This is a genomic window from Dickeya sp. NCPPB 3274 (assembly GCF_000406205.1).
GTDB lineage: Bacteria > Pseudomonadota > Gammaproteobacteria > Enterobacterales > Enterobacteriaceae > Dickeya > Dickeya fangzhongdai.
This window is the reverse complement of sequence record NZ_CM001979.1, coordinates 3,188,191-3,200,749: the sequence shown is the minus strand read 5'-3', so window position 1 is coordinate 3,200,749 and position 12,559 is coordinate 3,188,191. Positions and strand designations below refer to the sequence as shown.

Genomic DNA, 12,559 nt, shown 5'->3' with positions numbered 1-12,559 from the left:
CACTTGCGCATAAACATAGGGCGCAACGTAACTTTCCCGATTCATATCCAGATAATCCGACCACCATTGCATTATCGCTTTTCGGGCATCAAGGTATTCCGCTTTATGGATGTAAGCCGCCCGCACGCTATTGCGTTCCTGATGGCTCATCTGGCGCTCAACCGCATCCTGTAACCACAGGCTGGATTCCATCAGCGCACTACAGGCCATAGCCCGGAATCCGTGGCCGCAGATTTCATCTTTCGTGTCATAACCCATCAGACGCAACGCCTTGTTGACCGTGTTTTCGCATATCGGTTTATACGGATTGTGAGCGCCGGGAAATATCAGCACCTGATGCCCGGAGATTTCCTGTATTTGTCTCAGAATAGCGAGGGCCTGCCGGGAGAGGGGAACGATATGCGGGCTACGCATCTTCGCGCCACGCCCGGAATAACGTACGCCGGGGATGACTTCGCGGGTAGCGGGAATAGTCCAGATGTGGTTTCTGAAATCAATTTCTGACCATCGCGCGAAGCGCAATTCGCTGGAGCGGATGAACAGATGCAGGGTGAGTGATACGGCCAGTCGGGTTAATTCCCGTCCTTGCCGGTAGTCCTCAATGCGCGTCAACAATTCCGGTAGTTGCTCCAGCGGCAGGGCAGGGTAGTGACGTTTAACGGCGGGGCGATAATACCGTCCAGATTGGCCGCCGGATTGTGTTCTATCAGTTCCTGATGCACAGCATGACGCATGATGTTGCACAGGTGCTGCCGGGTACGGGCTGCCACTTCCAGAAACCTTTTTTCTCTATGCCTTTCAGCAGGTCGATGAAATGACGGGGTTTCAGCTCCGCAACAGGCAGGTGCCCGATAACCGGAAAGATATGGTTGTTCATGCTGGCAAGCAGACGGGCGGCATGGTTCTCTGACCATGTCCGGTTGCTCTTGTGCCAGTCCTGCGCCACAACCTTGAATGATTTTTCTGGTGAACGGGGCGCTTTTTCAGCCGCCCGCTGGTGTGCGGGGTTGATATTCTGCGCCAGCAGTTTACGGATGCCGTCACGCTGTTGACGCGCATCGGCCAGCGATACATCGGGGTAGGTACCTAAACCCAGGCGCGATTCTTTTCTATTGATACGATATTTGAGATACCAGAGACGTGAACCGCCTGGATTAACTAAAAGGTACAGACCGTGAGAATCGGAAACTTTGAAGGGTTTTGCGGATGGTTTTAAGTTGCGGATTTTTGAGTCATTAAGAGACATGTGGGGGTCACTCCGTCATCGAACCAACTTGACCCCAAATCTGACCACCAAATTCTCCCGATGCGGAGGGAAAACTGAAAATGCATCGGGAAGATATTTCACGCTAACTTATTGAATCCGAATCACATAGGGATTCGCAAAGCCGCATGAAAACAAGAATTTGGCTCCTCTGACTGGACTCGAACCAGTGACATACGGATTAACAGTCCGCCGTTCTACCGACTGAACTACAGAGGAATCGCTAAGTGGTGTGGATGATAGCGATAGCCTGACAGCTTGTCAAAGCATGTTAACGTCAGGTGCGACTGTTTGCTGAACTTATAACCAAATGATTGAAATTGCTGTGGTAGTCGGCGCTTTTCATCTCAGGTGAACCGTTGAACTCGCTAGCGGGTGCACTTTCAGATAGCAACGTTTGCACTATTTTGGTGCGGAAGAATCCTGGCGCCAGGATACGGCGGACAGCGATAAGGGGATTAGCATTGTTACTGTCACCGCTATCGCCATTGCTTTTACTTATTTTTAAGCGGGTTAAGCCATCGCCACACTTTTTTTGATGATAGTGAAATGATCTGGCGCGCTTCTTGCTACTACTTAGCCGTAACTATTCAGGAGGTACACATGAATCTGAGACGGCTCAAATACTTTGTGAAAATCGTTGATATCGGCAGCCTGACCCAGGCCGCTGAAATGTTGCATATCGCGCAACCAGCGCTGAGCCAGCAAGTTGCCACGCTTGAAAGCGAAATGGAGAAACAACTGCTGGTCCGTAGTCGTCGTGGCGTGACGCCGACTGAAGCGGGCAAAATTCTGTATTCGCATGCGCAAACCATTTTGAATCAATGTGAACAGGCTAAGCACGCAGTGAATGGTGTACGGCAAACGGTAAGCGTCTAATCGGGTACGGTCAGCTACATCATCGGGCGTAGCTGACCGTATTGGCCCGGAGCTGTTTTAAGGCGTCACGCCAGGGCGTTGACTCTGCGGCGGCGAATAAACTGATAGGCGATAGCCAGAACCACAAACCACACCGGCGTAACCATCAGCGCCTGCAAGGTATCCGGCTGTAATGTCAGCAGTACCATCACGAAAGCAAAGAAAGCCAGACATACCCAGCTCATTACTATTCCCCACGGCATTTTGTATGAAGATGTTTGGTGCAACTGCGGCCGGTTGCGGCGGTACACCAGATAAGAACACAGAATGATACTCCACACGAACATGAACAGAATGGCGGACACGGTGGTGACCAGCGTGAAGACCGTCATGACGTTCGGGATTAAATAGATCAGCACGACGCCGGAAAGCAGGCACAGGCACGAGAAAAACAGCCCTGCCGAGGGTACCGCTCGTTTTGACAACCGACCGAAACGTGCCGGCGCATCACCTTGTCTGGCCAGCCCAAACAGCATACGGCTGGTCGAGAATACCCCGCTGTTGGCCGACGACGCGGCGGAAGTCAGCACGACAAAATTAATGACGCTGGCGGCGGCCGGCAAGCCGACTAACACAAACATCTCCACAAACGGGCTGCGGTCTGCTGCAATGTGGCTCCACGGCGTAACCGACATAATCATCATCAGCGCAAACACATAAAACATAATGATACGTATCGGTATGGCGTTGATTGCGCGCGGCAGAACCACTTTCGGGTTTTTGGTTTCCGCCGCCGTGGTGCCGACCAGTTCAATACCGACAAAGGCAAACACGGCTATCTGAAAGCCGGCGAAAAAGCCGCTGAGTCCTTTTGGAAACATACCGCCGTCCTGCCAAAGATTGGTTACGGATGCCACCGCGCCGGAAGGCGATGTAAATTGCATGATAACCAGAACCGCGCCAATCACGATCAGCGCGACGATGGCGACAATCTTGATCATGGCGAACCAGAACTCCATTTCACCAAACAGTTTAACGGTAGCCAGATTTAAGGTCAGCAGCAGCAGGACGCATAACAGGGAACTGATCCACTGCGACAGGTCCGGAAACCAGAATTGTGCATAGGCGCTGATGGCCACGACATCGGCAATGCCGGTCACGACCCAGCAAAACCAATAAGTCCAGCCGGTAAAAAAACCGGCCCACGGCCCCAGCAGGTCGGCGGAAAAGTCGCTAAACGATTTGTAATTGAGGTTGGAGAGCAGTAACTCGCCCATCGCACGCATAACAAAGAACAACATGAACCCGATGATCATGTAAACGAAGATAATCGATGGGCCGGCAAGGCTGATGGTTTTTCCTGACCCCATGAACAGGCCGGTACCGATTGCGCCGCCGATGGCAATCAACTGAATATGGCGGTTGGTTAGATTGCGCCGTAGATCGCTATGCCCGGTGGAGTCCGGGACGTGGTGCGTTTGTTCTGTCATGTAATGTGATTTCCGGATTGTGTCTGCCAGGGTGAGGGCGTTTGTCAGGTCTCGCCCCGTTACCCATGTGATATAAGAAGTTAGAATGGTTAATAGTAACACGGTATTCTTCTCATGATGAGTTGGGGCGTACTTGCTGCCGCTTCGGTACGTTCTTCACGCGGTGGCGAATTTACATCCAGGAATCAATCGGAAGGCCGTTGGCTGCTCGTGAGAGGGAACAAAATAGTGATAGGTTACAATGTGTTCGCCAATTCCCCTGTCTGCTGAAAAAATAAGATGAACTATTTGACAGATGGCGTTAAGAAGAGAATAATCCGTCCCCGTTGGGTCGTTAGCTCAGTTGGTAGAGCAGTTGACTCTTAATCAATTGGTCATAGGTTCGAGCCCTATACGACCCACCAACACTTCCTTTCGTCCGTGTTAATGTATTTATTCTCACAGAAACATTTTCTCACCATTTAATCCCCGGGTTGATTACTCTATAGGTCTTTTCTGGTTAAAGAGTTCTATTTCAGAATGGATCACAATTATTAAATTTTCATCTTGTCATTTATCTGGTAATAACCTGCTTTGTTGACGAAATATAAATCATAATGTCAACATTCGCGCATTGTTGCTTTTATTTTTGCTTGTTTATTGTGCGGGAAAAACGGTTCATACCCATCGGACAATAGCGGGTTGCGCTGATGTCCGATGAGCTTTGATTAGCGGCGATAGACTGTTTTGATTTGCTTAATGGTGGTGCCGAATATTTCCGCCTGAGCAGGGTCTTCCAATTGGGCAATGTATTTTTCCATGCTGACGATGACCTTGCCTGCATCAGCCTGACCAATGGATTTCAGCATCAACGTCATCAGCACTTTCAGGCAGCTGACTTCATGCGCCAACGTTTCGGGTGTGGAGGCTGTCGGAAAGTCGTTGTTGTTCATAGTGTCTCCTGTAACAAACGGAAGCCGGCGCGGTGGAGCCAGAGACAGGTTCTGTGCAGCCACACACGCCGGCGACATAACAAAATTTGGTTTTATTATACCATAGGTGCCAATGCATCTGGTCAGGAAAATAACCATTCTGACCCATTAAGTTGTATTCTTTTTATCTGTTTATGCCACATTCTGCCTATATTTTGTTAACGTGTTTTTGGCTTTTAAATGCGTTTGATTAGATACATTGCAACTTTTATATGGATATTTTGGGGCAGGTGTATTATTTGTAGTAAACAGTCGGTGCGGTAAAGTGACAAGACAGTTACAATGATGGAAAAGAAAGCAATCGCGCACCCAATTGCCTGTACTTACAAAACTTGATAATCTATTGATTAAATTTAGATTTTGACATTTTTCAGACAGTGAAATCTGTCTGTTTCTCTAAAAAACCAGGTTGGAAATATGAATACTGTGATGGAAGTGAGTTCCGCGTCTGATACGCAGTCGCTATCATTCAGGAACTTAGAGAATAACACCACATGGTAGAATAAAAAATACATTTTTAATTAAAAAGTGTATTCATTTTTTCTAAACCACGTAGTACCACCTGCAACAAACTCGTCTGTAAGTGTTACTCTTTTTGGAGAATTGTTCTTTGATTAGCGTTTTTCTTGTTGATGACCATGAACTGGTGCGAGCAGGGATACGGCGCATTCTTGACGATATTAAAGGCCTCAAGGTTGTTGGTGAGGCGCAGTGCGGTGAAGATGCGGTCAGATGGTGCCGTAATAACAGTGCGGATGTTGTGCTGATGGATATGAACATGCCAGGAATCGGCGGTCTTGAGGCAACACGCAAAATTGTACGATTTTCCCCTGAAATTAAAGTTATAATGCTAACGATTTACACAGAGAACCCGTTACCTGCTAAAGTGATGCAGGCCGGGGCTGCGGGTTACCTTAGCAAGGGCGCCACGCCGGAAGAGGTGATCTGCGCCATCCGCTCTGTGCATGCCGGCAAACGGTATATTGCGTCGGATATCGCTCAGCAAATGGCGTTGAGCCAACTGGAACCGCAGACGGAAACGCCGCTGGAGTGTCTGTCTGAACGCGAATTGCAGATTATGATGATGATCACCAAAGGGCAAAAAGTGACGGAGATCTCTGATCAACTCAACCTTAGCCCGAAAACGGTCAACAGCTATCGTTACCGAATGTTCAGTAAGCTGAACATTAACGGCGATGTGGAGCTGACGCATCTGGCGATTCGCCACGGGTTATTTAGTGCGGAGACATTGATTAGTAGTGACTGAACGTTTTGACGCCCAGGCTTTTCTGAAGACCGTAACCAGTCAGCCTGGGGTTTATCGTATGTACGATGCCAGCGACACGGTTATCTACGTCGGTAAAGCCAAAGATCTGAAGAAACGCCTTTCCAGTTATTTTCGTGCTCATGTCGCCAGCCGTAAAACAGAGGCTTTGGTGAAAAGTATCCGGCAGATCGATGTGACGATCACGCATACTGAAACCGAAGCCCTGTTGCTTGAGCACAACTATATCAAACGTTATCAGCCGCGTTACAATGTGCTGTTGCGTGACGATAAGTCCTACCCAATGATTTTCCTCAGCGGGGATACGCATCCCCGCCTGTCCGTTCACCGCGGCGCCAAACACGCCAAGGGCGAATACTTCGGCCCGTTTCCCAATGGCAATGCCGTGCGCGAAACCCTGATGCTGCTGCAAAAGCTGTTCCCCATTCGTCAGTGTGAAAACAGCGTCTACCGCAACCGCTCGCGTCCTTGCCTGCAGTATCAGATCGGCCGTTGTCTGGGGCCGTGCGTAAGCGGTCTGGTCAGCGAGGAAGAGTATCAGCGCCAGGTCGAGTATGTGCGTCTCTTTCTGTCGGGCAAAGATCAACAGGTGCTGACTCGTCTGATCGATCGTATGGAAACGGCAAGCAGGGAATTGAGGTTTGAGGAAGCCGCACGTATTCGCGATCAGATCCAGGCGGTGCGGCGGGTGACAGAAAAGCAGTTTGTCTCCGGCGACGGCGATGATCTTGACGTGATCGGTGTGGCATTTGAAGCCGGTATGGCGTGTGTGCACGTGCTCTTTATTCGTCAGGGGAAAGTGTTGGGTAGTCGCAGCTATTTCCCCAAAGTCCCGGGAGGGACAGAGCTGGCGGAAGTGGTGCAGACGTTTGTCGGCCAGTTCTATTTGCAAGGCAGTGTTTCCCGTACCTTGCCGTCTGACATCTTGCTGGACTTCTCGTTGCCGGAACATCAGTTGCTGGCTGAATCGCTGACCGAACAGGCCGGCCGTAAAATTCAGATTCAAACCCGGCCGCGTGGCGACCGCGCACGCTATCTTAAACTGGCGCGCACCAACGCCCATACAGCATTGACGACGAAGTTGTCGCAGCAATCGACGGTCCAACAGCGTCTGGCTGCGTTGGCGTCTGTTCTTGGGATCGAAAAAATCAACCGCATGGAGTGTTTCGATATCAGCCATACCATGGGGGAACAGACCGTGGCGTCCTGCGTCGTGTTCAATGCGGACGGGCCGCTGCGCGCGGAGTATCGCCGCTACAATATCTCCGGTATCACGCCGGGGGATGACTATGCCGCCATGAATCAGGTGCTCCGGCGCCGGTATGGCAAGTCGATTGACGAAGGTAAGATTCCTGATGTCATCGTGATTGACGGCGGCAAAGGGCAATTGGCGCAGGCCAAAGATGTCTTTGCATCATTACAGGTGCCCTGGGACAAATCACGCCCTTTACTGCTGGGGGTCGCGAAAGGCAGCGATCGCAAGGCTGGGCTGGAGACGCTGTTCTTCGAAGCGACAGGCGAGGGGGTGGCGCTGCCTGCCGATTCGCCGGCGTTACATGTAATTCAACATATTCGTGACGATTCGCATAACCATGCCATTAGTGGTCACCGTAAACAGCGTGCTAAAGTAAAAAGCACCAGTTCGCTGGAGACTATCGAAGGGGTGGGACCGAAGCGGCGGCAGATGTTATTGAAATACATGGGCGGATTACAGCCGCTGATGAACGCCAGCGTGGAAGACATCGCCAACGTACCGGGAATTTCGCATGCGTTGGCAGAAAAAATCTTTCATGCATTGAAACACTAGAGGCAATGTAGCAACATAACCCTATTATCTTTCGGGCCAGACAGTTACCCAGACGCTATGCGATTTAATATACCAACGTGGCTTACCCTGTTTCGTGTTGTGCTAATCCCATTCTTTGTGCTGGCGTTTTACCTGCCATTCAGCTGGGCACCAATGGTATGTGCGGGCATTTTTGTCTTTGCTGCGGTGACAGACTGGTTTGACGGTTTTCTTGCCCGCCGGTGGAAACAAACCACGCGTTTCGGCGCATTTCTGGACCCTGTGGCCGACAAGGTCATGGTGGCTGTTGCGCTGGTACTGGTGGCTGAGCATTATCATTCCTGGTGGATTACGCTGCCCGCCGCCACAATGATTGCCCGTGAGATCATCATTTCCGCATTGCGCGAATGGATGGCGGAGCTGGGTAAGCGCAGCAGCGTGGCGGTGTCCTGGATTGGTAAAATCAAAACCACGGCACAGATGGTCGCGCTGGTCGGTTTGTTGTGGCGACCGGAGCGCATGGTGGAGGCCGCTGGCGTGGCGGCGTTGTATGTGGCCGCAGTGCTAACGTTTTGGTCGATGTTTCAGTATCTGAGCGCCGCCTGGCGCGATTTGCTTGAACATTGATCGCCTCGCCTTAAAAAACAGCAAACGATTCAGGTGGGATGATAATTTTATTGACTCACTGCGTCAGGTAAGTAGAATGCACCGCATCGACAGCGACACAGTTTATTGAAAACGCTTGATAAACAAGATGTTCTGTAGAATGCGGGAATAGCTCAGTTGGTAGAGCACGACCTTGCCAAGGTCGGGGTCGCGAGTTCGAGTCTCGTTTCCCGCTCCAAATCGATTTAGCAGTAGCATCAAGGTAAGGCGCGTTGGCAGAGTGGCCATGCAGCGGATTGCAAATCCGTCCACCTCGGTTCGACTCCGGGACGCGCCTCCAAATCTGAGCCCAGATGGTGGAATCGGTAGACACAAGGGATTTAAAATCCCTCGGCGTTCGCGCTGTGCGGGTTCAAGTCCCGCTCTGGGCACCATGTGCTAACGCCTTGTAATATAAGAAAATAATTAAAAGAACATGACCGCCACGAGGCGGTTTTTTTGTGCCTGTAATTTGGCAAGTGGCAGCAAAATGGCAGCAGAGTGGCAGCGCCCGTTTTTCAGGTACAAAAAAGGCGGTCTTCAATCAGCCGCCATTGTTAACTGTTGTTAAATAATCGGTACCCAAACAAAAGCCCCGCAATCATCCTGCGGGGCTTTTGTTTTACAACGCCAGATTCAGCTGATCCCGTCCGTAATGCGAAGCCGGAAAGGCGTCTTGCGGGATAAAGTCAGGCGGTAGCGGGTCTTCCCGTGTGCGCTTTGATACGCGCCGTTCTACCGTGTTGAGGGTGGTAAACGTCTCGCTGCATTCCAGATTTTGACACTGGTGATACTGCCGGATGGTGATATCGCTCAGGCGGCGACTGGTACGGGTGCGGGCCATTGCCCCGCAAAAAGGACATCTGAACATAATGGCTCCCCTGTGGGAGTTGAACTCGCCGCCATTTTATTCACTTTCCGCTATCCAGTCAGGGATTTTTGCTTCCAGCTCCAGACGGGTGGTAAAGCCGTTACCATCAATAACGTGTTCCGCGCGGGCGATGATCCAGTCCTGATTGTCGATATCCGGTTTAAAGCCGCTTACCGTCAGGTGCATTTCGGGATAAAGCTCAGCACGTCCACGCGCCAGGGTGATCGAGAACTCGGCGGCGCCGCGTTGCAACTGGCGCCATTTAGCCGCGGCGGCCCGCTTGGCTGCTTCTTCATTCTGATAGGTTTTGCGCAGCACGAACACGTTACCTTCTGCGCCTGTGATGTAATCACCTTCGCGGCTGCTGCTCTTCTCTTTTTTGGGTTTGGGCTTTATCCGGCGGCGCTTCACGCTGACCTTTTTCTTTTTACCGAATTTCAAGTCCAGCCAGTAGGCGCGCACGCCGGTATAGGCATCCCGATCCGCAATGCGGAAGCGGTGGCCGTCGCCGCTGCTGCGGGTAAGGCTGGCCGACGGCAGCGCCTTGCCGGACGCCGTCACACCGCCGCCGGGCAGGATAAACAACAACGTACCATTTTTGATGGTGGCAATTGCCCCCAGTTGCTCGGCCATCCGGGTCAGGAATGACATATCGCTTTCTTCGGTCTGGTCGGCGTGGTCGATTTCGATATTCATCAGCATGTCGCTGATTTGCGCCTTCATACCGTAGCGGTGCGCAATCGCCGACACGACACGCTCTACCGTCACGTCATGCCAGGAGACCTCCCGTTTCACGTTGAACTCTTCCCGAAAATCCGCGCTTCTGGCCGTCACACCCAGCACATCGGGCGGGCCTTCGTGGGAAATCTCGTCCACGGTGTACAACCCTTTGTAGGTCAGCGCCTCACCCTGCCAGCCGATGGACAGCGCAATCTGGGCGCCTCGCGGCGGCAGCTCTACACGCCCGTCACTGTCGTCTATCGACAGCGTGAGCTGGTCGGCCTCAAAGCCCCGGTTGTCGGTCAGCGACAGCGAGATCAGTCGGTCGCTCAGTTCCTTCAGTGATTTACCGCCCAACGTAATGCTGAAGGCCGGGCTTTTTACCGCCTCGGTCAGTGCGTCATCGTAGCGCTTCGCTGCGCCGATAAGTGAGTCAGCCAGTTCGGTGATAGCCATCGTTTCCCCCTGTTTTTGCCGCATGATTTCACGCGCACGCGTGGGGAAAAATGGCTTTTTGTTGTCGCCGGGCGGCCAGACCCGTCAGCGCGTGAGTGCGCGACGGATATCAGGGATTATCGCCATGAACTCAATAACGTAATGGTGGCGAACATGTCCGAGACACGTTTCCACGGTGTGCGCGTTCGTGAAAATACCGACCTGGTAACCGCAATCAATGACATTGATTCAAATGTGATTGGCGTGGTGGCGGTGGCGGATGATGCGGACGCAGACACCTTTCCCCTGAATACGCCGGTGTTGATCACACGGGTGAATAGCGTGCTGGGCAAAGCGGGTAAAACCGGCTCGCTCTACAAGACGCTGAAAGCAATTTCTGACCAGACCAGCCCGAAAGTGATCGTGGTACGGGTGGCAGCAGCAACCGAAGGCGGCGACAAAACCCAGTCCCAACTGATTATTGGCGGGACGGCGGCAGACGGCAGTTATACCGGCATGTATGCCTTGCTGACGGCGGAAGCGAAGGTCAATTACCGGCCGCGCATTCTGGCGGTACCAGACTATGACACCGCCGAAGTGACGTCAGCGCTGTGTGTGATTGCGCAGAACCTGCGGGCGTTTGTCTACGCCGGTTGTCACGGCTGCATCACGATGGCGGAGGCCATCACCTACCGCGCGCAGTTTGCCTACCGTGAGCTGATGCTGATCTGGCCGGATTTCATCGCCTACAACCCGCAGGCCGGCAGCAATGAAACGTTCCCGGCGCCGGCGTATGCCTGCGGCCTGCGCGCGGCGATTGATAACGATCAGGGCTGGCATAAGTCGCTGTCGAACGTGGCAGTGAATAACGTGTTGGGCATCTCGCGGGACGTGTTCTGGTCACTTCAGGCCGAAGACAGCGACGCCAATGAACTCAACAACCAGGAGATCACCACGCTGATTAAGCGTAACGGGTTCCGCTTCTGGGGCAACCGCACCACCGACACCCATGATTACCTGTTTGAGGTGTACACCCGTACCGCGCAAATCCTCGCTGACAGTATCGCGGAAGCGCAGTTTGAAGCCGTTGACGAGCCACTGACCCCGGCTAACGTGAAAGACGTGGTGAACGGCATCAACGGCAAGCTGAGCGCGCTGGTCACGGCGGGCAGGCTGATCGGCGGGGAATGCTGGTTCGATATTCAGGATAACCCCACAACCGGCCTGCGACAGGGACAGGTGCGCGTGCGTTACAAGTACACGCCGGTGCCGCCGCTGGAAGACCTGACGTTATACCAGACCTTCACCGATGACTATTTTGAATCTGCATTCTCGTCACTGGGAGGTGTGTAAATGGCCGTACCGCATAAATTGCGCCTGTTCACCTGTTTTGTGAACGGCAACAACCAGATCGGCAAGGTCACATCGGTCACGCTGCCAAAGCTGACCCGCAAGACTGAAGACTTTCAGGGCGCGGGCATGATTGGCTCGGTAGCGGTCGATCTCGGTATGGATTCCGGCGCACTGGAAGCGCAGATGGTTGTCGGCGGCATGGAGAAAAAGCTATTGCTGGAATACGGCGGCGATATCGATGACGTTCGCCTGCGCTTCGCGGGGGAATACTACACCGACGGCGATAGCCAGCTTGTCGAGGTGGAAATGCGCGGGCGTATTACCGAGATTGACGGCGGCGAGTCCAAGCAGGGCGAAGACACGTCCGTTACCTATGCGCTAAAAAACACCTATTACAAGCTGTCGATTGACGATCAATCGGTGCTGGAAATTGACCTGCTGAATTTCATCTACAAGAAAAACGGCAAAAACATCTACCCGGATCGCATCACGTCTGCGCTGGGGCTGGGTAACTGAACAACCTGAATCATGGCGGCCACAAGCCGCCCGGAGCCTGTCACCATGAACACACCGAATGAACACACCGTAACCCTGGCGACGCCTATCGTGCGGGGCGATAGCACTATCAGCCAGGTGAGCATTACCGACGATATCAAACAGGCTGGCTCACTGCGCGGCCTGCGGCTGGTCAACGTCCTGAATATGGATGTGGATTCCATCACCACCCTGTTAACGCGCGTTACCTCGCCAAAGCTGAAGCTGGCCGAGATTAACGCGATGGATACCCGCGATTTCATGCGACTGGCGGAGGCCATCACGCCTTTTTTAGTGCATGCGGAGCCTGGCGAGCCGAACGCGGAGGCGACGGAGGAAGCGTAACC

At 52.7% G+C, this 12,559-nt stretch carries 10 protein-coding genes, 5 tRNA genes and 2 pseudogenes; 11 read left to right on the top strand and 6 right to left on the bottom strand.

Annotated elements, in window-relative coordinates; translation table 11 throughout:
* Both DXX3274_RS14380 and DXX3274_RS14375 read right to left on the bottom strand, forming a co-directional pair.
* Positions 1-1,246, bottom strand: a pseudogene (locus DXX3274_RS14380) (tyrosine-type recombinase/integrase); the annotation flags it as partial.
* A 161-nt stretch (positions 1,247-1,407) separates the two neighbouring features.
* Positions 1,408-1,483, bottom strand: a tRNA-Asn gene (locus tag DXX3274_RS14375).
* A 384-nt stretch (positions 1,484-1,867) separates the two neighbouring features.
* Here DXX3274_RS14375 and DXX3274_RS14370 point away from each other — a divergent pair.
* A pseudogene (locus DXX3274_RS14370) lies at positions 1,868-2,134 on the top strand (LysR family transcriptional regulator); the annotation flags it as partial.
* Between the two features lie 74 nt (positions 2,135-2,208).
* Here the strand turns inward: DXX3274_RS14370 and cycA are convergent.
* Complete coding sequence (gene cycA / locus DXX3274_RS14365; RefSeq protein ID WP_042860358.1) at positions 2,209-3,612, bottom strand: D-serine/D-alanine/glycine transporter; 1,404 nt, start codon at positions 3,610-3,612, stop codon at positions 2,209-2,211.
* Between the two features lie 328 nt (positions 3,613-3,940).
* Here cycA and DXX3274_RS14360 point away from each other — a divergent pair.
* Positions 3,941-4,016, top strand: a tRNA-Lys gene (locus DXX3274_RS14360).
* Between the two features lie 303 nt (positions 4,017-4,319).
* Here the strand turns inward: DXX3274_RS14360 and DXX3274_RS14355 are convergent.
* A complete protein-coding gene (locus DXX3274_RS14355) occupies positions 4,320-4,544 on the bottom strand; it encodes a DUF2594 family protein (RefSeq protein ID WP_022634132.1) in 225 nt (74 codons plus the stop codon).
* A 649-nt stretch (positions 4,545-5,193) separates the two neighbouring features.
* On the opposite strand from DXX3274_RS14355, the gene uvrY reads away from it, so the two are divergent.
* The 6 genes from uvrY to DXX3274_RS14325 all read left to right on the top strand — a co-directional run bounded on the left by uvrY (position 5,194) and on the right by DXX3274_RS14325 (position 8,694).
* Positions 5,194-5,850 (top strand): UvrY/SirA/GacA family response regulator transcription factor, encoded by a 657-nt coding sequence (gene uvrY / locus DXX3274_RS14350; RefSeq protein ID WP_022634131.1) that lies wholly within the window; start codon positions 5,194-5,196, stop codon positions 5,848-5,850.
* Positions 5,843-7,675, top strand: coding sequence for an excinuclease ABC subunit UvrC (uvrC, locus tag DXX3274_RS14345; RefSeq protein ID WP_042860356.1), 1,833 nt, complete (start codon positions 5,843-5,845; stop codon positions 7,673-7,675). Before uvrY ends, uvrC begins: the two co-directional genes overlap by 8 nt.
* 57 nt (positions 7,676-7,732) lie before the next feature.
* Positions 7,733-8,281, top strand: coding sequence for a CDP-diacylglycerol--glycerol-3-phosphate 3-phosphatidyltransferase (gene pgsA, locus DXX3274_RS14340; RefSeq protein WP_042860354.1), 549 nt, complete (start codon positions 7,733-7,735; stop codon positions 8,279-8,281).
* Between the two features lie 141 nt (positions 8,282-8,422).
* Positions 8,423-8,498 (top strand) — tRNA-Gly (locus DXX3274_RS14335).
* A gap of 28 nt (positions 8,499-8,526) precedes the next feature.
* Positions 8,527-8,600 (top strand) — tRNA-Cys (locus DXX3274_RS14330).
* A 7-nt stretch (positions 8,601-8,607) separates the two neighbouring features.
* A tRNA-Leu gene (locus tag DXX3274_RS14325) sits at positions 8,608-8,694 on the top strand.
* A gap of 227 nt (positions 8,695-8,921) precedes the next feature.
* Here the strand turns inward: DXX3274_RS14325 and DXX3274_RS14320 are convergent.
* Positions 8,922-9,170 (bottom strand): ogr/Delta-like zinc finger family protein, encoded by a 249-nt coding sequence (locus DXX3274_RS14320; RefSeq protein WP_026357823.1) that lies wholly within the window; start codon positions 9,168-9,170, stop codon positions 8,922-8,924.
* Between the two features lie 36 nt (positions 9,171-9,206).
* The gene (locus DXX3274_RS14315) at positions 9,207-10,346 is read right to left on the bottom strand and encodes a phage late control D family protein (protein WP_042860352.1); all 1,140 of its coding nucleotides are present in this window, start codon (positions 10,344-10,346) and stop codon (positions 9,207-9,209) included.
* Between the two features lie 153 nt (positions 10,347-10,499).
* Between DXX3274_RS14315 and DXX3274_RS14310 the strand changes: the two genes are divergently transcribed.
* The 3 genes from DXX3274_RS14310 to DXX3274_RS14300 are packed head-to-tail and all read left to right on the top strand — an operon-like array spanning position 10,500 to position 12,557.
* On the top strand, positions 10,500-11,678 hold the full coding sequence (locus DXX3274_RS14310) for a phage tail sheath family protein (protein WP_042862133.1): 1,179 nt from the start codon (positions 10,500-10,502) through the stop codon (positions 11,676-11,678).
* Complete coding sequence (locus DXX3274_RS14305; protein ID WP_016940978.1) at positions 11,679-12,194, top strand: phage major tail tube protein; 516 nt, start codon at positions 11,679-11,681, stop codon at positions 12,192-12,194.
* 45 nt (positions 12,195-12,239) lie between these two features.
* On the top strand, positions 12,240-12,557 hold the full coding sequence (locus DXX3274_RS14300; protein WP_042860351.1) for a phage tail assembly protein: 318 nt from the start codon (positions 12,240-12,242) through the stop codon (positions 12,555-12,557).
* Positions 12,558-12,559: the final 2 nt, after the last annotated feature.

What these genes read in the sequence shown, in the direction of transcription:
- cycA (WP_042860358.1), bottom strand. Translation starts at nt 3,612, where the DNA reads ATGACAGAACAAACGCACCACGTCCCGGACTCCACCGGGCATAGCGAT.
- DXX3274_RS14355 (WP_022634132.1), bottom strand. Translation starts at nt 4,544, where the DNA reads ATGAACAACAACGACTTTCCGACAGCCTCCACACCCGAAACGTTGGCG.
- pgsA (WP_042860354.1), top strand. Translation starts at nt 7,733, where the DNA reads ATGCGATTTAATATACCAACGTGGCTTACCCTGTTTCGTGTTGTGCTA.
- DXX3274_RS14320 (WP_026357823.1), bottom strand. Translation starts at nt 9,170, where the DNA reads ATGTTCAGATGTCCTTTTTGCGGGGCAATGGCCCGCACCCGTACCAGT.
- DXX3274_RS14315 (WP_042860352.1), bottom strand. Translation starts at nt 10,346, where the DNA reads ATGGCTATCACCGAACTGGCTGACTCACTTATCGGCGCAGCGAAGCGC.
- DXX3274_RS14310 (WP_042862133.1), top strand. Translation starts at nt 10,500, where the DNA reads ATGTCCGAGACACGTTTCCACGGTGTGCGCGTTCGTGAAAATACCGAC.
- DXX3274_RS14305 (WP_016940978.1), top strand. Translation starts at nt 11,679, where the DNA reads ATGGCCGTACCGCATAAATTGCGCCTGTTCACCTGTTTTGTGAACGGC.
- DXX3274_RS14300 (WP_042860351.1), top strand. Translation starts at nt 12,240, where the DNA reads ATGAACACACCGAATGAACACACCGTAACCCTGGCGACGCCTATCGTG.